This window comes from Gluconacetobacter diazotrophicus PA1 5, from assembly GCF_000067045.1.
GTDB lineage: Bacteria > Pseudomonadota > Alphaproteobacteria > Acetobacterales > Acetobacteraceae > Gluconacetobacter > Gluconacetobacter diazotrophicus.
Genome location: NC_010125.1, coordinates 1075721 through 1101673, shown reverse-complemented (window position 1 = coordinate 1101673; position 25953 = coordinate 1075721). Strand labels below are relative to the sequence as shown.

Here is a 25953-nt window from a genome sequence, read left to right as displayed (position 1 = left end):
TTCACGGCGCGAGGCTTCTCAAGACGAGACTGGCCAGCGTCGCCGCATCATCGTCCAGCGTGTCCATGTGCTGTTCGAGCAGGAGAGGGTGATAGATCGACTGCAGGACCAGCATGATAGCGTGACAGGTCTCGTCAACGGGCGTCTTGCGCTCGAACTCGCCGCCCTCGCGACCTTCATGGATCAGACGCTCCACCATGCCACGCAATGCCTCGACAAAGCTCCTGGAAGACGTCCACTCCTCCTCCACTGCCGAATAGACGATGTCGTGCAGCTTACGCTCATGAGAAAACAGCGCGACGGTATTGCGCGCCAACGCAAGGAAAACCCGGCGCATTCTGTCGGATGCCGACTTGTTATCCTCAATGATTGCCTGGAGATCCGCGTGCATCTTGCCGTGCTGGAGCGCGCAGATCGCTTCGCCGATCGCCTTCTTCGAGTCGAAGAATTTGTAGATATAGGCTTTCGACAGACCGATGGCGTCAGCCAGATCCGCCATCGTGGTCTTCTTGTATCCGTAATGCCCGAAATGTTCGATGGCCGCCGTCATGATCTGATCCCGACGTTCATGATCGACCGGGCCGCGTTGTCCGCTGCGAGGCGCGCGCATCCTGTTCCTCCTGACTGAAATCCGCCTTCTAGATAGGACGTCGGTTATAAATTGACAACGAGTGACGTATGTGTATATCGGTCACTAGACAACGCCGGGACGTCGCGTGTCCGGGCTGATCGAAAGTCGACCACCATGAACCTTTCGCTTCCCGCACCCAAACTGAACGCCAATCGCACGAGGCACAGGGGAGTGGCTCCCGCAGTAGCCTTGACCATGACGCTCATGACAACGGCCTGCGCGGTCGGCCCCAACTATCATGCACCCGATACGCATCTTCAGCCCTTCCACAGTGCTGCCGCTGTCGACATGCGACAAGTCACCTCGACTCCACCGTTAGATACTTGGTGGGAGGGATTTCACGATCCCGAACTAGTCCGCATAGAACAGCGTGTCCTGACCCAGAACCTTGATCTCGCGGCCGCCATAGCGCGCGTCCGCCAATCTCGAGGTGCCGCTGAGGCCGCCACGGCGCGCCTGCTCCCCACTCTGGATTTCAACCCGCAGGCCTCCGCGAACCGGCTGTCGCAGGAGGGGCTGATCGGCCATGTCGTTCGCACCATACCGAGCTTTCACCGCGATTATCGCACTTATGACGTAAGTGGCGCTGCGAGCTGGGAAATCGACCTGTTCGGCGGCCTACGACGTGGGCAGGAAGCCGCACGTGACGAAGCGGAAGCCGCACAAATGGAGCGTGTGGGGGAGCGTATCATGATCGCCGCCGACGCGGCAGACGCCTATTTCCAAATCCGCGGAGATCAAGCCCGCCTGGCCGTCGCGGAAAAACAGATCACAGTGGACGCCCATCTACTGGAACTGGTGCGTCAACGGCGAACAAGCGGCGTTTCGAATGAGCGGGAACTGGCCCAGGCCGAGGCGTTACTGCAATCGGCGCGCCAGACCGTGCCGCTGCTCCGCATCGCACTCGAAGCGCAGCTCAATCGGCTCGACGTACTAATGGGCGTGCAGCCCGGTACCTATGCCGCCGAACTGGGAACGCCGTCTGAAATTCCGGCCATCCCTGCCATCGGCGGTACCAACAAACCCACGGACGTGCTGCGCCGCCGACCGGACATTCTGGCTGCTGAACGCAGACTGGCGGCATCAAATGCGAGGATAGGCGCGGCACTCGGCGACTATTACCCCAAGCTCTCTCTTTCGGGCATCCTCGGCTTTCAAAGCATCAATCCTCAGCATCTATTTACGGCACCGGGATTCCAGGCTGTCGGATCAGGCGCCATTCGCTGGCGGATCTTCGATTTCGGCAAGATCGACGCCGAGGTACAGCAAGCCCGTGGCGCCAATACCGAGGCCCTGGCGCGCTACCGGTTGACGGTCCTACATGCGGCCGAAGATGTAAAAAATTCTTTCACGACCCTGGTACAGACGGAGCAACGCAGTGGCGAATTGCAGACTGAAGTCGCCTCGCTGACCCGTGCACGCGATCTTTCCCAACAATCCTTCCAGGCGGGTGTCATCCCCTTGACTGATGTGCTCGACGCTGAACGGCAGCTTCTCGACTCGCAGGACCAACTGGCCCTTAACCGGGCGAACCCGGGGCGCGCGGCGGTTAGCTCCTTCAGAGCCTTGGGGGGCGGCTGGCCCACATGAGAGCGCTGATCAACCGAGCATGGCAGAGGGTTGGCTCGTTTCTCTTCTGCATACTTATTACTCTGCTTGTTCGTGGGGCAGAGATATTCGCACGTCCCCGTTCACGTCATGCGCAGCGCAAATCTTGAATATTTCAAACTGGCTGTGGAGGCCGGCAGCCTGACGCGGGCAGCCGGCCTCCATGGTGTGAGAGTTTCCACGTTCACGCGTGCAATCGACAAGCTCGAAGACGAGTTTGGTGTTACCTTACTGGAGCGAAACCATGCCGGGGTCCGCCTTACGGCAGCCGGTGACTTATTGTTTCGGAGAATCGTCACGCTGCTTGATGATCTGGATGAAGTCAAAGCCTTATGCCAAATGCTTGGAACAGGTCGCCGCGGGGTCGTTCGGATCGGTACCCTACTCCCTCCGGTCGGCGTCCAATTCAGGCTTGCATTATCGGTTTGGAAGTCGAAACATCCAGACATAAGAGTGATTTTTTACGAGATGGGAACACGAGACCTTCGATCCGCCTTGTTTCGTCGTCGTGTAGATGTGATTTTTTCCACGCCTTTTGCCAAATCCGGAGCGATTGAATCACTTCCGTTTTGCAGCGAGAACTTGATGGTGGCGCTGTCGAGCGAACACTCTCTGCATCAATATCCGAGTATCACGCGGGGACAATTGCGAAATGAGACTTTCTTGGTCCAGGACTGGGGGAGCGATCATAGTGTAAGGAACCATTATATGGAGATTCTCGGCAAGGATGTGAAGATTGAAACGCATCCTGCGGGAAAACAATCCGTCTTCGCGCTGGTAAGTGCCGGATATGGCGTGACACTTGCCGTCCAGAGTCAAGCGGAACGAGGCTTTCCGGGCGTCATTTTCCGGCCGCTACGGGAAAGTGATGCCCACCTGCCCATTCGCCTCGGCTGGGATGCCGGTCGCCAAGACGCGGTTACGGGCCGTTTCGTTGCTTTTATCCGCGATTTTGTTCGACAGCGCTAATTCGAAGACGCCGCGCCTTAGAAAACGCTCTGTCACCCTCCATGAAACGCGCGAGCATCGGCGGGATCAGCTTCGCCGGTGCGATTTCAGCCTGACCGTTCTGTTGCGCCAGCAGGCGCCCGTAAGCGACAAGATCGCGATGCACGGTCGCTGGCAGTTCCACGGTGAGCCGCACCGGCTTGTCATTCGCGATCGGCCCGAGCCTGAGTTTCGTCATCGGGAAACCTCCTGTCCGTAGGGGGTGAGAACCAGGTCACGATGCACCATCACCCGCACCGGAAAGCCCGGCCGGATGATGTTGGTGGGCTGGATATTCAGCGAGCGCCCGACGATCTGTTCGCCGATCTGGTTGAAGCCCTGCGAGCCGCCGGTCCGCAGGGCCTGGGCAATGCCGTTGCCGCCGCTGATATCGGCCTCGGAGCCGACGCTGAGGATGGTCGAGACCAGGGCAGCCTTGAAGACCTCGCCCCAATGATTATCGGTCTGATCCTGCAACCCGGCATAGCCGGCCGCATCCGCAGCCGGTTCGTTCTCCAGCACGATCGAATCTCCGGCACCGCGCATCAGCCGGGTCCAGACCAGCAGCACGCGGGTCTGGCCATAGCCGATCTGGGAATCATAGCGGCCGATCAGCTTCGCCCCCTGCGGAATCAGCAGGATTTTCCCGGTCGGAGAGTCATAGACGTTTTCCGTCACCTGGGCGGTGACCTCGCCCGGCAGGTCCGAACGGATACCGGTGATCAGCGCACCGGGTATGATCGAGCCCGCCTGGAGCACGTAAGGGCTGGGCGCAGGCACCAGACGCTCGGCGCTGACGGTGCGGTGATCGACCGGGCCGTCGAGGAATGCCTGCTTGCGATCGGCAGGAGCGCCGCTGGACTGGACTGCAGTCATACCGGGTGTCGCCGGCGTCGCGATATCCCGTCCCATCTGCGTCTGGGTGAACAGATGGCTGACCCGCGCGGCTTCCTGCTCCTGAGCGACGCGCTGCTTTTCCGGATCAGCGGGTGCGGCCGGTGTCGCCATGCCGGGGGCACCCACGCCCGCCTTGAGCAACGGCCGACCGAGATCGCCAGGCAGCGGCTGTCCGAGGCGCGGCGGATGGCTATAGTCGCCCGGCAGGTTCGCCAGCCCGTCCGGCGTGGTGCGGCCGCCGACATTATAAAGCTCGGCATTGCTCTTCGGTGGCACCGGCCTCAACGCCAGATAGAGCGCGCCGCCGACGCCGCCCAGGGCGATGACCGACAGGCACAGGATCACCTTGCGCGACAGCCGCGTGACCGGCGGCCGCGTCGTCCGCAGCCGCATCTCTCCAGATGGCCTGACAGCGGCCCCTGGCGTTTCGGTGCCGCCACTTCCGGCGCTGTCGTTCATGACCGCCGCGACCCGTCAGTGCGGACGATCCGCACTACCTGCTGGTGCTTCGCTCCCAGCCGCAGTTCGGCAGCGGCGAACAGGCGATCGACGATCATGCGGTTGCCGCGCACCCGGTAATTCACTAATTGCCCGTCGCCCTGCGGGCCGATCACCCAGAGCGGCGGCATTTCCCCTTGAGAGATCCCGGTCGGAAACTCGATGAACACCTGCCGCCCGTCATCGAAAGCCCGCAACGGCCGCCACGGCGCCTCGGCGCCCTCGATCCGGTAGCGGAAATTCAGCGCATCGAGATCGACGCCGGTCGCGATCGGATTGCCAAGGTCCGCTTCACGATCCTGGCCGCGCAGGGCAACGATCTGGTCCTGCGGATAATCCCACGACACCGACGCCATGTAGGTCCGCTCATCGGAACGTAGTTCCAGATGATAGGTGCGCCGGTCGGTATTGATGACCAGGTTGGTCGTCAGGTCCGGACGGGTCGGCTTGAGCAGGATGTGAATCCGTTTCGACACCCCTGCCCCGCTCTCGGTGTCGCCGATAATCCAGCGCACGGTATCGCCAGCGGCGACCGGACCGAAACCGACCAGCTTCTCGCCCGGCTGCAGCGCGATATCCGTGATTTCGCCCGGCGCCGCATAGAGCTGATAGAGCGCCCCCTCGGAGAACGGATAGACCTGGATCGCATTGAGATAGCCGGCCCGCGTCGGCTGGATCCGCGCCGCACTGTTGGCGCGCTCGACCCGCTGATGGGGATCCGTCGGGTCCGGGGCCGCATGCCGATACGGGATCGGCTTGAGCTGCCCCGGCAGCGGCAAGGGCTCGGGCAATGCCACCACCTGCACCGGCTTCGGGGGCTCGGGCGTGAGGACCGCCTGCCGGGGCGTATCGTCGTATTTGATGGCAGGCGGCTTCCATGAGGAGCAGGCGGCAAGCGGCGCCAGCAGGATCATGAACGGCGCGATGGTGTTGAGGGTGCGCATCAGCCGAGTTCCCCGGACCAGTTGAGGGCGTGGATGTAGATGCCAAGCGGGTTCTTGCGCAGCCGCTCGGCATCGGTGGGAGTTGTGACGACGATGGTCAGGATCGCGCTCCAGCGCTCGGTGGCGGCCAGCGCGCCGTCGACATAGCGGCGCTCGACCCATTCCATCCGGAAACTGTCATCGGAGGCACGGATGACGCTGGCGATCTCGACTGCCACCTGCATCTTGCCGATCCGGCCGAAGGGATCGTTGGTGCGATCAAGCTTATCGATACCGTCGACCTCGAGGGGGGCCCGTACCCAATTCGCCCTATAGTGAGTCTATAACGGGTCAGTCGACCGCTCATGAGGTGCTCGAACCGGGAGGCGGTTGCGGTCAGCGACAGGTCAGCAAACAGGCAGAACGGTCAGACCCGGATAGGGACGATGCCCGCAGACAGACCCGGCGACCGAAAGAGATCGGTCACGGCGTCCCCGCCAGGCGATTCTAGATCGGGGTTTCATGATCGTTTCTTGTTCGGGGTGTCGCCGCGCGTCCAGGGTCCGCGCGGCGATCGGTTGCGGTGGGTATAGCCGGTTTCGGGGCCGGTTCAAGGAAAAACACGCCCCGACTCGGAAACGGAACGCATGCCTTTCCGCTGCCCGTCGTGCTGAACGGCGGAGTGATATAACATATGCGTGATCAGATGGATAACGCGGCTGTATTAATGCCTAACCTGTCCCGGGAAGATTGTGTCATACAATTTATACACCTATAGGTAGCAATGTTGGTTTAACAAAACTCATGGTGGCATATATGCGTGTTTTGCTCGTCGAGAATGATGGTGGCACGGCTCAGAGCCTGTTTGGAAAGTCGCTGAAGTGTGATTCAAGCTCTGGATGTGGACGCCAGAGCAGAGAGGCCGCATGGCCAGGATTACCCGCAAGACGAAGCGTTATCCGTCTGATATGACGGAGGAGGAATGGGCGCGCATCGCGCCACTGATGCCCGAGCCGGGACGCACGGGGCGTCCGCGCGAGATCGAATTCCGCGAGGTGATCAACGCGGTTCGTTACCTGGTTCGATCCGGCTGCGGCTGGCGAATGCTGCCGATCCATTTCGGGCATTGGCGTACGGTCTATGGTTGGTTCAGGGAATTGGCCCGGCGGTTCCTGTTCCAGACCATTCATGATGTGGAACTGATGCTTGACCGGGAGCGCTCGGGCCGTGAAGCCAGCCCTTCGGCCGGAGTGATCGACAGCCAGAGCATCAAGGCGCCGCACGCGAAAACAAGAGGTTACGACGCTGGAAAGAAGATTGTCGGGCGCAAGCGGCATATCGCCGTGGATACGGACGGACGCCTGCTGATGGTCAACCTGACGCCGGCGGACATCTCCGACAGCGCCGGAGCGCAGATGATCCTGGACGCGATCCGCAAGCGCTGGCCGTGGGTCAAGCATCTATTCGCGGACGGTGCCTATGACCGGCTCCAGTTGATGGACAAGGCTGCCTACCTGGACTTCGTCGTCGAGGTGATCCGTCGCAGGGACGGAGCGAAAGGCTTTGAGGTTCTCCCCCGGCGCTGGGTCGTGGAGCGAACCTTCGGATGGATGACCCGATGGCGACGCCTCGTGCGCGATTACGAGCGTCGCATCGATGTCTCACAGGCCATGATCTTCGTCGCCATGGGCGCCAATCTCACCCGAAGAAACGCTCATCCATGACTTTCCAAACAGGCTCATCCGTCCCAGTCCAGTTCGTGCGCGTCTCCGTGTGACGCACCATCGTAGATCTGCCGACAGCGCCAGAAGCCGACGCGCCTGGCCCGCATGCCTCGTTGTCCTGCGCCAGAGCACGCAGTCCCGCCGCATCATAATCCTCACGCAACGCTAACGCCCCGCCCATTCGGATGCCTCCCGCCCGGTTCGGCATCCTGTGAATCACAGCTCGTTCCAGAACGATACCGTCAGGCAATCACATATGAGTCAGGGCGGACCGGAGTTGGTATAAAGGGCTTTTGCCGGGTTCTGTTGCAGCCTGGCCTTCATTTCCAGGCGCCAGGGCTCGGTGATCCGGCGCGGCTCCCTGGGTGGCGGTTCTGGCCGGAAGTCATAAGGGCGCCGATTCACAGGGCGTCCGATGGCGACCAGCGGGTCCACGCCGCTGGCCTGCAACGTTTCGACGGCTTTGCCGCTGGCGAAACCCGTGTCGGCGAGGACGGTTCGTGGCAGGCCGATCCTCTCCTCCATACCCAGGATGGTGGCGGCGAAGCTGGGCGCGTCCGCCGTCGTCGCAACGACGCCATTTTCCAAGATCAACTGGCTGCCCTCGGCACAAACCACGGCCTGGGCATTGTAGGCTTGCCGGTATTCATGCGCGTCGGAGCGGCGCATCAGCTTGCTGTCCGGATCGGTCAGGTTGATCTGCCGGTCTGGTGGCGGTTCATCGTCCGGTTCTTTCGGCGGCCGACCGCGCCGTCCCCGCTTCGCATCAAAAGCTGCCTTCTTGCGCTCATATTCTGGTCGGGCGGTCTTGGCCTGCTCGCGGGCTTCCGCCTCCAGTCGCGCACAGGCTTCATCCAGCTTTGCCTTCAGAGCCTCCCGCCGGGCCAGTTCCTCCGGCAACGCCTGATGATCCACATCGGTTGTATCCGCCGCCTGTGCCCGTTCCATCAGGGTTGAAGATAACGGGGGGCAGTTTCTTGGGCAGGTTTTTGGGCGATCAAAAGAAAGGGCGGTATTTGGAGGCATTGGCATGGATTTTCGTGCCGTCGATGACCCCGTGCCAAGCCGCACCAGTCCCGTCTTTGCGTGCCAGCAGGAGTACATGCATGAACGTTGCCTCGATCCCCGTGCGGTTGCCGCGCCGGAACGTCGCGATCGTGTCATGGTCAGGATGCAGGTTCGCCGCCACAAAGCGCATACCGATATCACGATATGTCGCCCGTTCGATCCGACGCGATGAGAACACGCCGTTCGCATAGGCGTAAATCAGCAGCGCCAGCATCAGGCGCGGATGATACTGCGCCTTGCCGCCAGTCCGCACAGGAACGGAAAATGCCCTCAACGGCACCCGCTCTACCGCCGCCACGATGAAATGCGCCACATCGTCCGACGGCAGCCATGACTTCAGATCCGGCGGCAGAAGATACGGCTGCGATCGATCAAACGGAATGAAGCTGCTCATCCTGAAAGCTTACCGCAGATCGCCAGAGCCAGGTACCCCAACCCGACAGCCTGCTAAGGGCTGTGGTCAACGACAAAGAGGAGATGGGTCGTCAACAGCATCCAGAGCCGGGCTGGTTCCAACTGGAGCTTTCTTGCCAGGTCGGTCAGTCGTAGGGTGCCCTTGAAATGCCGTGCGAGCTTCGCGCTGAGCAGAACCTCATGCAGGATCACCAGCGGCGGGAAATCGTGTTCATTGAGGACTTTGTTGACGGCGTAGAGGTCTTCGACCATATAGCCGGGCCATTCAAATGCCTCGGCGGCCCATGCGACAAAATAGCGCTTGAGCGCCTTGGTTGGAGTGAGGCCGATCGGGCCGTTTTCCTCAATATAGCCGATCGTCAGCAGCGCGGCCTTCAGGATGAGGGCATGCGACAGGGGAAGGTCGTTGCCAGGCGGCGAGCGGGACCGGCGGGGCAAGCTGGTGACGAACGCGTTCGGCTCAAGGAACTTGAGCGCGAGGTCAAGGAGTTGCGCCGCGCCAACGAGATCCTGCGCAAGGCATCGGCGTATTTTGCGATGGCGGAGCTCGACCGCCGCGGGAAATGATGATGGCGTTCATCGACGCCCATCGCGAGGACTTGGGTATCGAGCCGATCTGCCGCGAACTGGCGATTGCCCCATCCTCCTATCACGAACATGCTGTCCGTCTGGCGGACCCCGCCAGGCGGCCTGCGCGTGCCCGGCGCGACGACGAACTGAAGGACGAGATCAAGCGGGTATATGACGCCAGTTCAAAGCTCTACGGGACGCGCAAAGTCTGGCATCAGATGCGCCGTGAAGGCATTGAGGTGGCCAAATGCACCGTGGAACGCCTGATGCGTGCCATGGGCCTAGCCGGCATTCGGCGAGGGAAGAGGACGGTCACGACCATCAGCAATCCCAAGGCTCCGTGCCCGCTGGACAAGGTGAACCGCGCATTCCGCGTGAGCCGGCCGAATGCCCTGTGGGTGGTCGATTTCACCTACGTCCACACATGGGCCGGCTTCGTCTATGTCGCCTTCGTGATCGACGCCTATGCCCGGCGCATCGTCGGCTGGAAGGTCAGCACGTCAGCCACCGCCGGCTTCGTGCTGGACGCCCTGGAGCAGGCGATCCATGCCCGCAGGCCCGGACCCGAGGATGGCTTGATCCACCATAGTGACAGGGGCGTCCAATACCTCGCCATGAATTACACCCAGCGCCTGGCCGAGGCCGATCTGGTACCCTCGGTCGGCAGCGTCGGGGACTCCTATGACAATGCCCTGGCCGAGACCATCAACGGCCTCTACAAGGCCGAGGTCATCTGGCGGCAGCCTTCCTGGCCGACCGTATCGGCCGTGGAAATGGCAACATTGCGCTGGGTCGATTGGTTCAATAACCATCGCCTCTTTGGCCCCATCGGCTATATCCCACCCGCCGAGGCCGAAGCCAACTACTATGCAGCCCTCGAGATCATCGATATGGCTGCGTGACTCAAACCAAATGGCCTCCGGGAAACCCGGGACGCTTCATTCCGCCGCATGGGCCTCGGCGAGGCTGCCGGGCAATTCGACATGCCTCAAGATAGTCCAACGTTCCCGGCAACGCGCCTCGAGCCAGACGTTCAGGGAGGCCAGATCAGGAAAATGCGGCATCTCCTGCCAGATCTGCCGCCGGGCGTCCTGGACGGTCTTCTCGATTTGACCTTTCTCCCAACCCGCTGCCGGATTGCAGAACTCCGCCTCGAACAGATAATGGCTCACCAGGGCCGAAAAACGCAGATTGACCTGGCGGACCTTGCCGGGCCCAACCCGGTCCACGGCGGTTTTCATATTGTCAAAAATACCTCGACGCGCAACCCCGCCCAAAACGCGAAAGGCTTCCGTCAGCGCGTCGAACAGCATCTCGTGAGTCTGGAGCGGATACGCCCGCAGAATGAAGGCCCGGCTGTAGGACAGCTTGGTGTGGGCGACCTGCAGCTTGACGCGCCGCCCTCCGATCACCGCCCAGTCCTCTCCCCAGTCGAACTGGAAGGCCTCTCCGGGTTGAAAGCGCAGCGGAACGAACACGCCGCGTCCCGTCGTCTGCCGCGCCCTTTGCTGTTCCGCCTTCCAGTTCCGGATAAAGGCCGCAACCCGCTCATACGATCCGTCATCACCCAGCGCTACAGGTCCGCATGCCGCCGCGCCCGTGCGCGCTGTTGCGCGATTTGACGTCTCCGAGCAGCCAGTCGCAGTTCTCCGCAATGATTCAAGGGTCCATTTTCCCATGGAGGCGAGCGCGGATCGCAATTTGTCGCCAGCATAGCCGCCATCAGCGAAGATGTGGCGCAGCCAGGGAAAGCGCCTGCGTATCGCTGCCAGGACATCAACAGCCCCATCACGGTCCTGGATGTCGGCGGCATGAACGAGGAGAAAGATCAGGAAGCCGCAGGTATCCGTCACAATATGGCGCTTGCGGCCCTTGACCTTCTTCCCCGCGTCATAGCCCGAAAGCCCGCCACTTTCCGTGGTTTTCACCGACTGGCTGTCAATCACGCCCGCGCTCGGAGAGGCTTCACGCCCCTCGATCTCGCGCAGGCTCATGACCAGCACCGTATTCATGACTTCGAACACTCCGGCACCACGCCAGGCGTAAAAATAGCGCCTGACGGTCGAGACCGGCGGAAAGCATTTCGGCAGCAGGCGCCACGCACACCCGGCCGAGGCTATGTAGAGCATCGCGTTGACCACCTCGCGCATATCCGTAGTGCGGGGGCGACCGCCCCGTTTCGCCGGGGGTACAAATGGCATGATCAAAGCCCACTCCCCGTCCGTCATATCCGATGGATATCGCAACCCTTCCCGGCTATGTTCACGTCGGGCAATACCAGTCCATGTCACCATTCACTCCATCTCTTCGCAAAGACGGATGAATCACAACAGGCTGGTATTGTTCAAAAACTTTCGGATCGGGCTCTAACATCATTTCCCGCTCATCGGTCGACACCATCAGCGTCGGCAATGTCAGACCAGGTGAGGGAAAGGGCGCGAGCCGCATAATCCACCCTCACATTTTCAGGAATGCCCGGACCCGTTCCAACTCGTCCGCTGTTTTCTCGCTAGTCCAGCCTTGCTTGGCTGCATAAGCCAGGACATGCCCTTCGACATCCGTCCAGCCAAGACCGGCATTCTTGACCGCATCCCGGTAGATTTCCGGGACCTGTTGCAAAGTTTTTGGTGTTGCGTGAAACCGCGTTTGGTATTGGTGTGAGGCACTGCGCATGGGTGATTTCAAGGGTCGGCATTTTGGTGGAGCTGAAGCGTCCCGGGTTTCCCGGAGGCCATTTGGTTTGAGTCACGCAGCCATATCGATGATCTCGAGGGCTGCATAGTAGTTGGCTTCGGCCTCGGCCTCGGCGGGTGGGATATAGCCGATGGGGCCAAAGAGGCGATGGTTATTGAACCAATCGACCCAGCGCAATGTTGCCATTTCCACGGCCGATACGGTCGGCCAGGAAGGCTGCCGCCAGATGACCTCGGCCTTGTAGAGGCCGTTGATGGTCTCGGCCAGGGCATTGTCATAGGAGTCCCCGACGCTGCCGACCGAGGGTACCAGATCGGCCTCGGCCAGGCGCTGGGTGTAATTCATGGCGAGGTATTGGACGCCCCTGTCACTATGGTGGATCAAGCCATCCTCGGGTCCGGGCCTGCGGGCATGGATCGCCTGCTCCAGGGCGTCCAGCACGAAGCCGGCGGTGGCTGACGTGCTGACCTTCCAGCCGACGATGCGCCGGGCATAGGCGTCGATCACGAAGGCGACATAGACGAAGCCGGCCCATGTGTGGACGGGCTCTGTTGCAAAGTTAGGAATGGGTTGGATCGGGCCTGATTCCCAAGGTTTTCAGGTGTAGAAGTTTGCACTTAATCTGACGGACGGCTTGAAGTGGCCGGCGTGGATGCTACGCGTTCATGTGGTGTTCGACGTGGCGCCCGATATCTTTTTCGCGGGCGTGGTGGGCTGCGTCAAGGAAGGTTTGCATCGGGGTTTTGCCGAAGCAGTATCGTCCCTGGTGGGTGCGATTGCGGTTGAAGTCATCCATCCATTCGTCGAGGTCTGCCTGGAGTTCGTGGATGCTGTCGTAGATCTTGCGGCGAAAAGTGACACGATAGAACTCGTCGAGCATGGTCTTGTGGAAGCGCTCGACGATGCCGTTGGTCTGCGGGCTGCGCGCCTTGGTGCGGGTATGGTCGATGTTCTCCACCGCCAGATAGAGTTCGTATTCATGGCGGTCATGAGAGCCGCAGAATTCGGTGCCCCGGTCGGTCAGCACGCGCTGGAGCGGGAGATCGTGCAGCTCGAAGAAGGGGATGACGCGGTCGTTGAGCAGGTCGGCAGCGGTAACCGGGGTCTTGCGATCATAGAGCTTGGCGAAGCCGACCTTGCTGTAGGTATCGACGAAGGTCTGCTGGTAGACGCGACCGACGCCCTTCAGGGTGCCGACATAGAAGGTATCCTGGGCGCCGCAATAGCCGGGACATTCGGTCTCGAACTCGCCCCAGGCCTCCTTGTCGGCCTTGGCCTTCTCCAGGGCCGCAAGCTGGCTTTCGGTGAGGATCAGCCGTTCCTGGGCCATCTTGGCTTCGAGCGCCTTGAGGCGGAGCTTCATGGTAGCGAGGTCGTGGCGCAGCCAGATGCTGCGCACCCCGAAAGGAGAGACGGTGACGCCGCGCTTGAGCAGTTCGTTGGCCACGCGGGCCTGGCCCCAGGCCGGTTTGTTCGATGGCGGATCCGCGACCACTGCTTCCTCAACCGCCGGCTCGACGCGGTTTTTCAGCAAGGGTTTGCGGCGGGAGAGTTCCTGGAGCGCGATTTCGCCGCCTTTGTCGTAGAGCTCCTTGAAGCGGTAGAAGCTGTCGCGCGAATACCCCATCATCTTGCAGGCCTGGGAGACGTTGCCCAGTTGCTTCGATAGTTCCAGCAGGCCAACTTTGGCGCGGATGATCTTCTGGTCACGGGTCATGAGGATATCCTCCGATGGCTGCGGCGGGGGCTGCGTCGCCCGGCCACTCCGCCCCCGCCGCAGCCCTGGTTGAGCTTCAGCAGACACCATCCGTCAGATTTAGTCGAGACTTCTACAGCTCGATCCACAGGCCGAGGACCTCCTTCGTGCCGTCGGCGCGCACGCCCAGGGCGATATGCACCGCCTTGTTGCGCACCACGCTTTCATCGCGGATCTTCACCCGCAGGGCATCGAAGAACACTACCGGATAGACCGCTTCCAGCGGCCGGTTCTGCCACGCGGCCACCTCGTCCAGCACGGCGTCGGTGATGACGCTGATCAGGTCCGGCGAGGCGTCCACCCCATAGATTTCAAGCAGATGACCCTGGATCTCGCGCACGCTCATCCCGCGCGCATACATCGAGATGATCCGGTCGTCGAAACCGGGAAACCGCCGCCGGTAGCGCGCGATCAGTTGCGGATCGAACGTTCCCGCCCGATCGCGCGGGATGTCCAGCCGTACCCGACCGGCATCCGTCAGCACCGTCTTCTGGCCGTAGCCGTTGCGGCAGTTCGGGCGACCAGCCACAGCCTCGCCGTCCAGATGGTGGTCCAGTTCGGCGTTGAGCAACCGCTCCGCCAGGGCTTTCTTCATGTCGCCCAGAAGGGCGTCCGCGTCCGACATGGTACGGACTACGCGACCAGCCAAAACCTGGTCCAGAACATCGTCGGGGATCACCGGTTTCTTGCGTCGGGCCATGATGCTTCTCCTTCTCCAGCATCACACCAAACACACGAAATTCAGGATAGGCCCCCCGGCCGCGTCATCCGGGGCAGGATCCTGCCGTCATGGAGGCATTCAAAAAAACTTCCCTCGCAGCCTGAACGCCCATACCGGCCATCTACCGAAGGGAAAGCCGATCGAGATCTGGTTCCAGATGCTATGAGGGCAGACACCGCCGGCAAGAAAGGCTCAATCTCAAGCGTGTCAGCACCAATGACGAGGGAGTTCCTGCCATGTCATCCGAGAACGCCATTCACATTGCCATCGAACTCAGCGTTTCCTCCTGGCTTGTCGCGGTAAAGACTATCTCGGGAGCCACGAAATCCCGATTGCATCGCCTCGAAGGTGGAGACGCCTCAGGGCTGCTGAAATTGATCGCGGAGCTTCAAACGCGCGCGTCGACCCAGCCGGGTGATGTCGCGGAGGTGTCATGCTGTTTCGAGGCCGGCCGCGATGGCTTCTGGCTGTATCGTTTGCTGACAGCGCACGGCATCGCCGCGTATGTGCTTGAGCCCACGAGCATTCTGGTCAATCGTCGCGCACGTCGGGCCAAGACGGACCGTCTCGACGCGGAAGGCATGCTGCGTGTTCTTGCGGCATGGCTCAATGGTGATCGCCAGATATGCAGCATGGTGCGTGTGCCGACGCCCGACGAGGAGGATGCCAAACGTACACACCGCGAACGCGAACACCTTGTTCAGGAAAGGCTGCGTATATCGAATTCCTGCAGCCCGGGGGATCCACTAGTTCTAGAGCGGCCGCCACCGCGGTGGAAACTCCGCGGTGTTCCCTTTAGTGAGAGATCATCGGCTGCAAAAGGCATAGCCAAGTTCTGTAGATGCTCTACTCCCATCTGCAGTACGGTACACTGTGGATGATTATACCGATACGTTTCGAATGCAGCATGATGCAGTTCGACGGCGAATTTTGTCACTACCCCGGCCTTTTCAGCCCCTAGCGACATTCCACCAGCTCCCGCAAATAGGTCGATTCCGATCACGGACTATCAGCCCTTACTATCAGACATGGCGAGCGCTGACCTAGCGTAATCTGTAAGAGCCTTGAGCGAGCAGGTCAGAAAAGTATTCGACGGGGTTGCATAATTCAGATTGTATATGAATGCTGGCGCATAGCAAATTTGCCATTCCGGCCGATTACGAGCGAGAACGCCTAGTGCTGCAGTAGAGATCTTGCTATTTAAGGGTGCCAGAAGAACATTGCATTTTATATCGCGCAACACACGGATCAGCGCATCAATCATTCCGAACGGTTCGAGCGCAGGGTAATCGAAAGTGGACCCCTTGCGCGTCATAAGCAGTTGTCGCGCGATCTCGCGATTTTTCGTAGCGCTCCAAGCATGATGATCACCGACAGGGCAGGCAATGCCTACGATCAATTGTTCGGGCTCAATTTCCTCCACCATCCGCTGCATTCTTTCAGAATCGAACCCAGGGAGAGCCACCAACACAGTATGTTTCCCAGGTGACCAATTACCGGGGTAACCGATCACCGTTCTGACATCATGAATCCCTTGGCTTATCCATTTCTTCCCAGGTTCGTCGTCACCGGAATATTGGGCTGCCACATTGTAGACAAGGGAAAGATCCTTCCATTGAGTTACGATCTCATCAGCTGCGGCAAGGATGATGAGTAGCATCTCGTGTGTCATAGTCGTTATATCGGCAACCCATTGCTCTGACTCGGTTAGTTGAGCGTTGCCTGCAAGTTGAATCATCGCATCTGCTAAGAGTAACGGATTGCGCTTAGATGCTTTCAGAAACTCGATAGTGACGCCGGCGCGTTCTGCAATCCGTAACGCTTCTCTATGGATAGACGAGATATCAGTCTCAATGTCCTCATTAATGATGCAAAGCCAGCGCGTGAGACCAATATTGATAAGCGATTTCGCGACAGCAAGGCTCCGCTCTTCAAAACTAAGGCAGCTGATAAGTGCAACGGGGTCAGAAAACAGCTTGTCCCCGAATACAGTTTTCGTGACCTCATTCATCGTGTTCTTCCCCGTCGAAGTCGAGTGTTATTTGTTTTTCGTCTTTGAGAGGCCGATAACGACGCAAGCTCGAGCGCGCTCCTGCGGGATCATTCATCAACTGCTCGATCTTTTGATTAGTTAGGAACTTATATCCTGAGAAACCCATAGGATCGAGGTTAAAAAGCGGTGCAAGGCGGCGGCTTAAAATATAAAGTGGAGCGCGACCTGCACCTTCTTTCCTGCCGATAACTCCTTGAAAAAGATACCCATAACGAACGCCAAGGCGAAGAACTTCGTCCATTTCCTTAGTAGGCTCTTCCGTCAGTGCGAAACTGAACAGCTTTCGTTCGGAAGCATTCATGTCGATCAACGCGCTCTCAAAAAGCGCGCCCAATCCTTTTATGAGGTTACTTAGCTGAACAGCCTGTTGTGGGTCTCCCTTTAATCGCTCCACATCGCGCGCGAGATCCTTTAGGTCCACGATCATCTGACGGTTGGCATGTTCGCGAATAACCTCGTTTTGAACACGAGGCTCGATAACTTCGACGCTCTTGTTTCCTCGCGGAGCAAGCGAGACTGACTGAGCGTACATATCTGCGGCGGCTTCCAAAAAAAAGCGCGTGACTCCTGACGATATATGCACAAGTTGGTCGAAACCGCTGTAGCTATATGTGCTGCGGCTCTTGCGATCACCACCTAACTTTGTGATATAATTTGGTCGTGCGTAACGGTAAGCATCATCTCGCGCTCTATACCCGCGACCATGTCCGGCCTCCCACTCCGATATCAGCCGTTGCTCCTCACGCTCAATTGCAATCCGTTGACGATTTTCCTCAGGAAAATACTTGTCGGCTTGCTTCAGAACGCCTGCAGTACTGAGGCGACGTTGCACGATAGCGGCGATACGAATCTTGTATGCCTTTTGGCTCGCCTTACTAGTGGCATCGGAAAGGTTTATTTCTTGATAATCGTGCGGTGCCTCGATCCGAGTATTGTAGACAGTAACCATCGTTTTGTATGCTGTGATCTGCGCCGCTATCTTCAAGCTACACCGACTCGAAAGCCTCCGCGCCACCCAAGAATTCACTATCCGCGTCTGCGTCTCGGTTAAACTATCGGCATCATCAAGCAACAAAAGGATTGGAGAAGTTTCCGGAATTCGTAAGGTTGCCCTTAAAAAGTCCACCAAAGGGAGAAGCAAATCGTCAAAGCCGTACAATTCTCCATTATAAGCCAAAGTATCCGACTTGAAACCGTGCTTTCTAACGTATTGAATAGCGCTACGATATGCGGACTGGAGCCGTGAGGCCATGGCATTAAGCGCTGCACCAACACTTAATGACCCGCCTGATCTCTCCTCTCCCAGCATATCGCTCAACTCGTCATGAAGTTTGCGCGCCGCGTGGCTCATTTCATCCGTAGCGACATCATTGTTGCGCAAAAGCCGCAAAACGACCTGCGCCCCGATCGCCAGTACAAGGAGATGCTCATTGAAGAATACTTCACCGTGCCGGTCGTCAAAGCGCGCGAGTTCGCTGATCTGAGCCTGAGTTTCACGAAACGAGACATAAAGAGAAAAGAACGGAAGCTCATTGAGCGCCTTGTTAGTTATAATTCTCTGACAGTCAGGTTCCAGATACCGGAACAAAATACTCTTTCCAGATCCCCGCGTCCCAATGACGAAGGCATGTCCTGCATTCTCAATATTGCCCAAGCCCGGCATCTCAGTCGAAAAAATCGCGACAACCCGCTCTGCAGTCAGACCCTCAGGTGTGAACACGGCAAATGGATTGTCATTCATTGGCCTTCCTCCTGGGCCGCAGCGAGCAGTTTTTCAAGATAGGCAGGGGTCAGCTTTCCATTGCCTTTGTAGGCTGCCAACTCAGGTACCATGTCATAAATATCCGGCGAATGGTCGCCGTAGCCATGTTCAGCAATCGTGTAGACGATGTTATGAAGTAGCATCTGATGTTGGTCGAAAATCATGATATCGACCTTCACTCGCTCGAATTCCATATACGGGCGCATAAAGCGCGAGCAGTAGCGGGCTTCGTTGAACGTTTTCATGGAACGTTCGTATATCTCATCAAGTAGATGTACTTCTCTCCGCCCTTTGCCGAGCATACGTTTGAACAGGGTCGGATCGTCGAAATTAAAGCTGAGAGTGATTTCTCTGGTAGAGACATCGTGCATCTGTGAATGAAGGCCTGTGGCCACCACATGATAAACCTCAGATTCACGCGGGAGATGCCCGGAAGCCAGTTGGACCCGATTAGCTCGAGCTGGATCATCGGCAAGTTCGTCGGCCAACCGAAGTATGGCAGCAAGGAGCCGTGAGCGGATATACAAGCCGGATACAGCCTGTCGCTCAGGAAGGATTGAGATTGTGTCCTTCGAGCCCGCAACAGTGCCACCGTGTGCGGTAGCTATCTGTTTGGCCGCCTTATACTCAATCCGATCAACTGGGGGCATAGCACCAGCGGCCTCAAGGGTACGGTCAATTTTCCGCTCATGTCCGGAGCGACCCAATACATTACCAACATCGTGTAGGTAGATGGACAATAAAAGTAATGTCAGTTCGAAAGGCGTTAAGTTAATGCTTTCGGACTTCGCAATTAGGTTGGACGCAACTTGACGAACCCTGGCAACATGCTCGCGATCATGCATAGTAAGATGACCGCCCCCATCTGTTGCAATCGCACCAGAAGTGATATAAGTGTTTGGTCCCGGGATTTGGTGGTGCATTATTTTCACATGAGTGGAAGGATGCGCTATGGGCCAGGTTCACCACGGAAGCGCCACGACGACAGCGGCAGTCCGTCGAGCGATACAACATAGTCAAGAGAGCCTGAGGGTTCTGGCGAAACGCTACGGGATCAACCCGAAGACGGTCGCCAAATGGAAGGGGCGGACCGATACGTCGGATCGACGCACCGGTCCGAAGGTCGCATCCTCAACCATCCTGTCGACCGAAGAAGAAGCGATCGTTGTGGCCTTCCGTCGCCATACCCTGCTGCCTCTTGATGATTGCCTTTATGCGCTTCAGGCGACGATCCCGCATCTGACGCGATCTTCCCTGCACCGTTGTTTTCAGCGCCATGGGATCAGCCGCCTGCCCGAGACCGAAGGCGACAAACCAAAACGGTCGAAGTTCAAGAGTTATCCGATCGGCTATTTTCACATCGACATTGCTGAAGTCCGCACTGAAATGGGGCGCCTTATCTTCTCTCACCGAAAGCCAGTCTTGCGGGCTGGAGAAGGCCAAGGCCGACAAGGAGGCCTGGGGCGAGTTCGAGACCGAATGTCCCGGCTATTGCGGCGCCCAGGATACCTTCTAGGCCCCCACCCTGAAGGGCTTCGGTCGCGTCTACCAGCAGACCTTCGTCGATACCTACAGCAAGGTCGGCTTCGCCAAGCTCTATGACCGCAAGACCCCGGTTACCGCTGCCGACCTGCTCAACGACCGCGTCATCCCCTTCTTCGAGCTGCACGATCTCCCGCTCCAGCGCGTGCTGACCGACCGGGGCACCGAATTCTGCGGCTCTCATGACCGCCATGAATACGAACTCTATCTGGCGGTGGAGAACATCGACCATACCCGCACCAAGGCGCGCAGCCCGCAGACCAACGGCATCGTCGAGCGCTTCCACAAGACCATGCTCGACGAGTTCTATCGTGTCACTTTTCGCCGCAAGATCTACGACAGCATCCACGAACTCCAGGCAGACCTCGACGAATGGATGGATGACTTCAACCGCAATCGCACCCACCAGGGACGATACTGCTTCGGCAAAACCCCGATGCAAACCTTCCTTGACGCAGCCCACCACGCCCGCGAAAAAGATATCGGGCGCCACGTCGAACACCACATGAACGCGTAGCATCCACGCCGGCCACTTCAAGCCGTCCGTCAGATTAAGTGCAAACTTCTACAATCGAGCAGAACGAGGGCGCCAAATTCTGGCTCCGCGTCATGAACGAACTGCGCCATCGCGGCGTCGAGGATATCCTGCTGGCCGTGGTCGACGGGCTCAAGGGGTTCCCGGACGCCATCCGTGCCGTCTTCCCCGATGCCCTGGTGCAAACCTGCATCGTTCATCTGCTGCGTCATTCGCTGGATTTCGTCGCCTGGAAAGACCGTAAATCCGTGGCTACGGCATTGAAGGATATCTACCGGGCAGTGGACGCCGAGGCCGGCAAAGCTGCCCTGGCCGCCTTTGCCGAAAGCGCCTGGGGCCGGAAATACGTGGCGATCGTCCAGTCCTGGGAGCGGGCCTGGGAGGAGGTCATTCCGTTCTATGCCTTTCCCGCCGAAGTCCGAAAATTGATCTACACCACCAATGCCATAGAGGCGCTGAACGCCAAACTGAGGCGGGCCGTCCGGGCCAGGGGGCATTTCCCCAATGACGACGCGGCCCTCAAGCTTCTCTTCCTGGCCTTGAACCGGGCCGAGAAAGAATGGACTATGCCGCCAAGGGAATGGTCCATGGCAAAGGCACAGTTCGCCATTCTCTTCGGTGACCGCTTCGCCCGCGCCACCGTCTGATCAACAACGTGAACAACGCATCGCACACGAAATTCCTGACAGTCCCCGGCCGGGCGCTGACATGGGAAAAACCAAGACGTTTCAGCAAAGTGGAAACATGCCGTTCGTGGTAGACGACGCCGAAACGCTCCTTGATCACGCGTTGCAGATCAATCCGGCGCCAGCGCACCACACCGTCATGCTGCCGATCGGGCCCCGCCTCGACCAGGGCCTTCAACTCGGCCTGCTGTGCCCCGTTCAATCGGCAAGCTGGCCCCGCGTGCTGATGATCGCGCAGGCCATCGGGTCCTTCGGCATTGAAGCGATGAACCCAGTCTCGCAATGTCTGGCGGTCCATGCCGCCTACGCTCGCCGCATCCGTCCGGCTGGACCCGTCGCGGATCGCCGCCAGGGCCAGAAGCCGGCGCGCAGCGTTCGCATTCCGGCTGCGTGCCGCAAGCCGCCTCAGGTCAGAGGCCGAATAGTCATCCCGTAGCTTTACTGCCGCCGTCATCAGTCCGATCCTCCCGCATCAAGAGAATCAGAGCCGACGCCGTTCGTCACTTCACACACGAGTCAGTGGCTACGTCCTTTGGTATTACATACCGCCCGTTGACCTTGCCACTCAAAGCAATAAGCTGGCCTTGCACCGAGGGTGCTCAACGCGTCTTCCACCGTTCTCGCAACTGCACCGGGCGGTGGATTTAGGGGGAATCAACGGTGGTATTGTCAGTTCAAAACGCACCGGAAACACTCAATAGAAAACCCCTGGACCGCGATATTTCAACTCAGGCTGCAAATACAAAATCGAGTAGTTCCGATATTATCGACATTCCCGTCGCCTGGCCGCGCCTGCCTGCCATGGAATATATCGCACCCTATCTCCACCAAATCGATGCAAACCGTTGGTACTCGAATCAGGGACCTCTGTGCGAGGCCTTCCAGGAGCGCCTGGGCCGCTTCTGGGGCATGGCATATGATAACATCGCCCTTGTGGCCAACGCGACCACTGGCCTTACCCTGGCCTTGCGCGCGCAGGCTCTTCGACCGGGCTCCCGTTGCCTGATGCCGTCATGGACATTCGTGGCAAGTGCCGCTGCCGTTGCGGCTGCCGACCTCGTGCCCCACTTCGTCGACGTCGATCCCGACACGTGGATCCCTGACCCCGACACGATCGAAGATCTCGCCCGGTCCCCCGATGTCGGGGCGATCCTCATCGTGGTTCCGTTCGGGTCACCCATCGACCTGGCGGTATGGGATGCGGTCAGCCAGCGGACGGGTTGCCCTGTCATCATCGACGCGGCCGCCGCGTTCGACACGTTGCGCTCCGACGGTCCCATGCGCATCGGCAAGAGTACGGTCGTTGTCAGCCTCCATGCGACGAAGGTGTTCGGTATTGGCGAAGGAGGCGCGGTTATTTCCCGCGATCCTGTCCTGGCCGAGCATATCCGTATCCTTGCCCGGTTCGGTTTTTCCGGTAGCCGATCCGCTCAATACCCTGGAATTAATGCGAAAATATCGGAATATACGGCTGCCGTCGGTCTCGCCGGCCTCGATGTCTGGGCCGAGACCCGGTCACATTGGGATGCGTTGACACGTCTCTATCTGGGTCTGCTTCCTGCTTCCGTCAGGCTGCCGCCTGCTTTCGGCCGCAACTGGGTGGCCTCGACACTTGCCATCATCTGTCCTGAAAAATCCCAGCCTGTAGCGGAAACGCTGGCAAGGCGCGGAATAGGAACGGTCTCCTGGTGGGGGAGCGGCTGTCATACCCAACCCGCCTATGCGGGCTACCCACGGGAACACCTTCCGACGACGCAGCAATATGGATATCGCGGCATCGGTCTGCCCTTCTATCAGGACATGACCGAGGAACAGGTCACGCGTGTTTGCACCACGCTTCTAGATGTCCTGCCGGCGGAATCCGATGTGCCGCGTCCCCTGAAATCCTGCAATTTTTCCTAGTCGATCCCGCTGACATCAGGCCAATGACCATGCCCCCCTTGCGTAATATCGTCGCGTTTGTCGGCGAGAACGAGAATGGAATCCTGCGCCAGTTCAGTAGGGATCTCATGGCCCTCGTCGAGCCGGACGGCTACCGAGGGCACGTCATCGACCTGCATGCGTCGGGTTGGCCCCAGAGGCTGGCCGAGATTGCCAGGGACGGAATCGTCATGGCCTGGGGCATTGCCGGGATCGGCGCCATTCTCGAGAGCGAAGGCAGAAATTTATGGGATACGATCAAGGTTCCCTTCGTGTCGGTTCTGGCTGATCCTCCCTGTGCGCTACCGCGGAACCATTTCATACGCGCCCATTACGTCGCCAACGCCTACGTATTTGAGGAATGGCTTCGCATTCAGAGGGAGTTCATCCGCTCCCCGCAATATTCCACTCTCATCAATTGTGTCGGCCTGCCTTCGCAACCCGAAAGGGATACCATCCCCTGGCGTGATCGCCCCCAGAGAATGGCGTTTATCAAGACCGGCGGAGACCCCGAAGCCCGTCGGAAAGACTGGGCGACCTTGCCTCCCCGTTGGCGCGCCATCCTGGAAGATGCCGCCGCTGTCGCCGTCCAGCGCAGCACCGGGGATATTACCGACATCTTCCTCGCGGCGTGCAAGGAGCATGGTCTTTCCACCGAACATCGACTTGAGATTCTCTTTACCCTCATGCAGGCACTCGACCTCTATGTGCGTGAGTGCCGGATGACTTCTGTTGTCACGGCCGTGTTGGACCTTCCGGTAGATATCTATGGACGCGGGTGGGAGTATCTCTCGCATAAGGCCACACGGGCGCGCTTCCATCCGGCTATCGACGCTGCCCACTTGGCCTCGATCTACGCAGCAACGCAATTCAGCCTGAACACGAGTCCCAACATTTCCTCCGGTCTTCATGAGCGCGTGGCCTGCGGACTGGATTCTCGCTGCTGCGTCGTATCTGATGAAAACGCCTTCATGAAGAAAATGCTCGCGCATGTACCAACTTTTTTTGGAATAGACCCGAACAGCCCTGAACTGACGGATCGTCTCGCCCAGATTTATTATGACAAGACGGACTATACCGACGCGACACAGGTCGGGGTCGATCTCGTCTCCCGCCAGTTCGATGGAAGAACACTTATGTTCTCCCTTCTCCGGATTGCTGAGGAAATGAGATCTGCCGATCCTCTCTTCTCTCTGCTTCCAGAAGCCTTGGCCTTCGTGTGATCCCCGAACCTTGACTTTCAGTAACTGAAGCCTCGAATATGAGCCATGGACACGGGTAACCTGAATCAGCTAATTGCGCTTATCTTGGAGCGCCGCCCACAGCATGATCCAAATTGATCCTGTCCCGAACATGCCCTCAGATTTCAGTTAGGGCCTGTGGGTTGTTGTATGCCTTGGTGGCGTGTTGAGCGAAAGCCTCTGGCGTCATGCCATTGAGGCTGGTGTGGGGCCTGACAGCGTTGTAGTCGGCCCGCCATGCGCCGATGACCGACCGGGCGTGGCCGAGGTTACGGAACAGGTGCTCGTTGAGGCATTCGTCGCGGAACCGGCCGTTGAAACTCTCGACGAACCCGTTCTGCTGCGGCTTTCCCGGTGCGATATAGTGCCACAGCACCGACCGCTTTTCCTGCCAGGCCAAGATCGCGTTCGAGGTCATCTCGGTGCCGTTGTCGCTGACGATCATCATGGGAAAGCCTCGGCTTTCTGCGATCCGGTCCAGTTCGCGGCCAAGCCGTTCGCCCGACAGCGATGTGTCGGCGACCAGACCGAGGCATTCCCGGGTGTAGTCGTCGACCACCGTCAGCACCCGGAACCGCCGTCCGTTGTTCAGCGCGTCCGACACGAAGTCCAGGCTCCAGCGCTGGTTCGGCCCGTCGGGCAGTACCATTGGCGAGCGCGTGCCCAGCGCCCGTTTCCGGCCACCACGCTTGCGGACCGACAGTCCTTCCTCGCGATACAGCCGAAACAGCTTCTTGTGGTTCATGGTTACTCCCTCGCGCTCCAGGAGGATGTGCAGGCGCCGATAGCCGAACCGGCGCCGCTCTCCCGCCAGTTCCCGCAGCCGGCCACGCGCCTCGGCTTCATCCGGGCGGCGTGACGTATAGCGCCACGTCTTCGGGTCCATACCAATGAGCCGACAAGCCCGCCGCTGCGAGTAATCCCGTTCGGTCATCGCCCAGGTCACGGCGTCCCGCCGCAAACCGGGCGTCACGAGTTTTTTGCCAGCAGTTCCTTCAGCGTCGAGACGTCCATCACGCTCTCCGCCAGGAGCCGCTTCAGCTTCGCGTTCTCCTCTTCAAGAGCCTTGAGCCGCCGCGCTTCCGACACTTCCATCCCGCCATATTTCGACCGCCACGTGTAGAAGGTCGCATCGCTGATCCCGTGCCTGCGGCACAGATCCGCAGCCGTGGCACCCGCCTGATGCTCCTTCAGGATCCCGATGATCTGATCCCGGGTGAAACGCGCTTTCTTCATCGCCTGTCTCCAATGGACAGACCTTATACCAAAGGCCGTAGCCACTGACTCGTGTGTGAAGTGACGAACGGCGCCGGCTCTGATTCTCTTGATTTTGGGAGGATCTGGCAGATGACGAGAGCGGTGAAGCTACGGGATGACTATTCGGCCTCTGAGCTGAGGCGACTTGCGGCGCGCAGCCGGCAGGCGAACGCTGCGCGCCGGCTTCTGGCCCTGGCGGCGATCCGTGACGGGGCCAGCCGCACCGATGCGGCCCGCGTAGGCGGCATGGACCGCCAGACGCTGCGGGACTGGGTTCACCGCTTCAATGCTGAAGGGCCGGATGGCCTGCGCGATCATCTGCACGCAGGGCCGGCCTGCCGTCTGAGTGTCGCACAGCAGACCGAATTGAAGGCCCTGGTCGAGGCAGGCCCGGATCGGCAGCGTGATGGCGTGGTGCGCTGGCGCCGGGTCGATCTGCAACGCGTGATCGAAGGGGACTGTCAGG

At 59.3% G+C, this 25953-nt stretch carries 17 protein-coding genes, 14 pseudogenes and 1 other annotated feature; of the genes and pseudogenes, 11 read left to right on the top strand and 20 right to left on the bottom strand.

All coding sequences use genetic code 11. From position 1 onward, the window contains the following. Position 1: 1 nt before the first annotated feature. The gene (locus tag GDI_RS05235; protein WP_012224151.1) at positions 2-610 is read right to left on the bottom strand and encodes a TetR/AcrR family transcriptional regulator; all 609 of its coding nucleotides are present in this window, start codon (positions 608-610) and stop codon (positions 2-4) included. A 216-nt stretch (positions 611-826) separates the two neighbouring features. Here GDI_RS05235 and GDI_RS05230 point away from each other — a divergent pair, with 216 nt between their 5' ends. After that, complete coding sequence (locus tag GDI_RS05230; RefSeq protein WP_231854298.1) at positions 827-2221, top strand: efflux transporter outer membrane subunit; 1395 nt, start codon at positions 827-829, stop codon at positions 2219-2221. A 108-nt stretch (positions 2222-2329) separates the two neighbouring features. Beyond that, positions 2330-3208 carry a LysR family transcriptional regulator gene (locus tag GDI_RS18940; RefSeq protein ID WP_012224147.1) on the top strand — a complete coding sequence of 293 codons (879 nt, stop codon included), beginning with the start codon at positions 2330-2332 and terminating at the stop codon, positions 3206-3208. Here the strand turns inward: GDI_RS18940 and GDI_RS05225 are convergent. From GDI_RS05225 to GDI_RS05210, 4 genes are read right to left on the bottom strand one after another with little or no spacing between them, the layout of a single operon-like run. Further along, on the bottom strand, positions 3180-3425 hold the full coding sequence (locus GDI_RS05225) for a DUF2274 domain-containing protein (RefSeq protein WP_012224146.1): 246 nt from the start codon (positions 3423-3425) through the stop codon (positions 3180-3182). The two genes, GDI_RS18940 and GDI_RS05225, sit on opposite strands and share 29 nt — an antisense overlap. Then, positions 3422-4582 (bottom strand): TrbI/VirB10 family protein, encoded by a 1161-nt coding sequence (locus GDI_RS05220; protein ID WP_012224145.1) that lies wholly within the window; start codon positions 4580-4582, stop codon positions 3422-3424. Before GDI_RS05220 ends, GDI_RS05225 begins: the two co-directional genes overlap by 4 nt. Continuing rightward, on the bottom strand, positions 4579-5565 hold the full coding sequence (gene trbG / locus GDI_RS05215) for a P-type conjugative transfer protein TrbG (RefSeq protein ID WP_012224144.1): 987 nt from the start codon (positions 5563-5565) through the stop codon (positions 4579-4581). The genes GDI_RS05220 and trbG overlap by 4 nt, the downstream gene beginning before the upstream one ends. Then, complete coding sequence (locus GDI_RS05210) at positions 5565-5789, bottom strand: VirB8/TrbF family protein (RefSeq protein ID WP_081482855.1); 225 nt, start codon at positions 5787-5789, stop codon at positions 5565-5567. Before GDI_RS05210 ends, trbG begins: the two co-directional genes overlap by 1 nt. Before the next feature lie 654 nt (positions 5790-6443). On the opposite strand from GDI_RS05210, the gene GDI_RS05205 reads away from it, so the two are divergent. Further along, the gene (locus GDI_RS05205; protein ID WP_012553437.1) at positions 6444-7268 is read left to right on the top strand and encodes an IS5-like element ISGdi2 family transposase; all 825 of its coding nucleotides are present in this window, start codon (positions 6444-6446) and stop codon (positions 7266-7268) included. A 29-nt stretch (positions 7269-7297) separates the two neighbouring features. Here GDI_RS05205 and GDI_RS19700 read toward each other — a convergent pair. The 3 pseudogenes from GDI_RS19700 to GDI_RS20200 form a co-directional block, all read right to left on the bottom strand. Further along, positions 7298-7449 (bottom strand): annotated as a pseudogene (locus GDI_RS19700) (IS630 family transposase); the annotation flags it as partial. Between the two features lie 101 nt (positions 7450-7550). Then, a pseudogene (locus GDI_RS05200) lies at positions 7551-8730 on the bottom strand (transposase); the annotation flags it as partial. 56 nt (positions 8731-8786) lie between these two features. Further along, positions 8787-9188, bottom strand: a pseudogene (locus GDI_RS20200) (hypothetical protein); the annotation flags it as partial. Between GDI_RS20200 and GDI_RS05185 the strand changes: the two are divergent. Beyond that, a pseudogene (locus GDI_RS05185) lies at positions 9138-10222 on the top strand (IS3 family transposase). The pseudogenes GDI_RS20200 and GDI_RS05185 sit on opposite strands and share 51 nt — an antisense overlap. Further along, positions 9275-9389: a sequence feature (AL1L pseudoknot), on the top strand. (Overlaps the previous pseudogene by 115 nt.) 39 nt (positions 10223-10261) lie before the next feature. Here GDI_RS05185 and istA read toward each other — a convergent pair. The 6 genes and pseudogenes from istA to GDI_RS05160 form a co-directional block, all read right to left on the bottom strand. Then, positions 10262-10914, bottom strand: a pseudogene (istA, locus tag GDI_RS05180) (IS21 family transposase); the annotation flags it as partial. A 43-nt stretch (positions 10915-10957) separates the two neighbouring features. After that, positions 10958-11614 (bottom strand): annotated as a pseudogene (locus tag GDI_RS05175) (IS5-like element ISGdi1 family transposase); the annotation flags it as partial. Positions 11615-11777: 163 nt separating this feature from the next. After that, on the bottom strand, positions 11778-11993 hold the full coding sequence (locus tag GDI_RS19690; RefSeq protein ID WP_157864196.1) for a hypothetical protein: 216 nt from the start codon (positions 11991-11993) through the stop codon (positions 11778-11780). A gap of 72 nt (positions 11994-12065) precedes the next feature. Then, positions 12066-12557: pseudogene (locus GDI_RS05170) on the bottom strand (IS3 family transposase); the annotation flags it as partial. 112 nt (positions 12558-12669) lie between these two features. Continuing rightward, complete coding sequence (locus tag GDI_RS05165) at positions 12670-13731, bottom strand: IS481-like element ISGdi10 family transposase (RefSeq protein ID WP_041249309.1); 1062 nt, start codon at positions 13729-13731, stop codon at positions 12670-12672. A gap of 118 nt (positions 13732-13849) precedes the next feature. Continuing rightward, positions 13850-14470 (bottom strand): annotated as a pseudogene (locus tag GDI_RS05160) (IS256 family transposase); the annotation flags it as partial. A 56-nt stretch (positions 14471-14526) separates the two neighbouring features. Between GDI_RS05160 and GDI_RS19685 the strand changes: the two are divergent. Next, a pseudogene (locus GDI_RS19685) lies at positions 14527-14648 on the top strand (IS630 family transposase); the annotation flags it as partial. A 79-nt stretch (positions 14649-14727) separates the two neighbouring features. Further along, positions 14728-15216 (top strand): annotated as a pseudogene (locus GDI_RS18935) (IS110-like element ISGdi7 family transposase); the annotation flags it as partial. On the opposite strand, the gene GDI_RS20595 reads toward GDI_RS18935, so the two are convergent. From GDI_RS20595 to GDI_RS19675, 4 genes are read right to left on the bottom strand one after another with little or no spacing between them, the layout of a single operon-like run. Beyond that, complete coding sequence (locus tag GDI_RS20595; protein ID WP_081482854.1) at positions 15192-15458, bottom strand: DNA cytosine methyltransferase; 267 nt, start codon at positions 15456-15458, stop codon at positions 15192-15194. The pseudogene GDI_RS18935 and the gene GDI_RS20595 overlap by 25 nt on opposite strands. 42 nt (positions 15459-15500) lie before the next feature. Continuing rightward, the gene (locus tag GDI_RS19680) at positions 15501-16502 is read right to left on the bottom strand and encodes a hypothetical protein (RefSeq protein WP_012224137.1); all 1002 of its coding nucleotides are present in this window, start codon (positions 16500-16502) and stop codon (positions 15501-15503) included. After that, complete coding sequence (locus GDI_RS05150) at positions 16495-18285, bottom strand: ORC-CDC6 family AAA ATPase (RefSeq protein ID WP_012224136.1); 1791 nt, start codon at positions 18283-18285, stop codon at positions 16495-16497. The genes GDI_RS19680 and GDI_RS05150 overlap by 8 nt, the downstream gene beginning before the upstream one ends. Continuing rightward, positions 18282-19151 carry an HD domain-containing protein gene (locus GDI_RS19675; protein ID WP_157870997.1) on the bottom strand — a complete coding sequence of 290 codons (870 nt, stop codon included), beginning with the start codon at positions 19149-19151 and terminating at the stop codon, positions 18282-18284. The genes GDI_RS05150 and GDI_RS19675 overlap by 4 nt, the downstream gene beginning before the upstream one ends. A gap of 106 nt (positions 19152-19257) precedes the next feature. Between GDI_RS19675 and GDI_RS20590 the strand changes: the two are divergent. After that, a pseudogene (locus tag GDI_RS20590) lies at positions 19258-20365 on the top strand (IS481 family transposase). A gap of 53 nt (positions 20366-20418) precedes the next feature. Next, positions 20419-21030 (top strand): annotated as a pseudogene (locus GDI_RS05135) (IS256 family transposase); the annotation flags it as partial. A gap of 46 nt (positions 21031-21076) precedes the next feature. Here GDI_RS05135 and GDI_RS18920 read toward each other — a convergent pair. Next, positions 21077-21523, bottom strand: a pseudogene (locus GDI_RS18920) (helix-turn-helix domain-containing protein); the annotation flags it as partial. Positions 21524-21729: 206 nt separating this feature from the next. On the opposite strand from GDI_RS18920, the gene GDI_RS05125 reads away from it, so the two are divergent. Together GDI_RS05125 and GDI_RS05120 are read left to right on the top strand one after the other, a co-directional pair. Then, positions 21730-22971 (top strand): DegT/DnrJ/EryC1/StrS family aminotransferase, encoded by a 1242-nt coding sequence (locus GDI_RS05125; RefSeq protein ID WP_231854221.1) that lies wholly within the window; start codon positions 21730-21732, stop codon positions 22969-22971. 23 nt (positions 22972-22994) lie between these two features. Beyond that, entirely contained in the window at positions 22995-24212 is a 1218-nt protein-coding gene (locus GDI_RS05120) for a hypothetical protein (protein ID WP_231854220.1), read from the top strand. A gap of 136 nt (positions 24213-24348) precedes the next feature. Here GDI_RS05120 and GDI_RS05115 read toward each other — a convergent pair. Continuing rightward, positions 24349-25466, bottom strand: a protein-coding gene (locus GDI_RS05115; RefSeq protein WP_157870996.1) for an IS3 family transposase whose coding sequence is annotated in 2 segments (ribosomal slippage) — positions 24349-25214 and positions 25214-25466 — 1119 coding nt in all. Because the reading frame shifts where the segments join, the coding sequence is not laid out codon by codon here. Between the two features lie 111 nt (positions 25467-25577). Between GDI_RS05115 and GDI_RS05105 the strand changes: the two are divergent. Next, positions 25578-25940 (top strand): annotated as a pseudogene (locus GDI_RS05105) (helix-turn-helix domain-containing protein); the annotation flags it as partial. Positions 25941-25953: the final 13 nt, after the last annotated feature.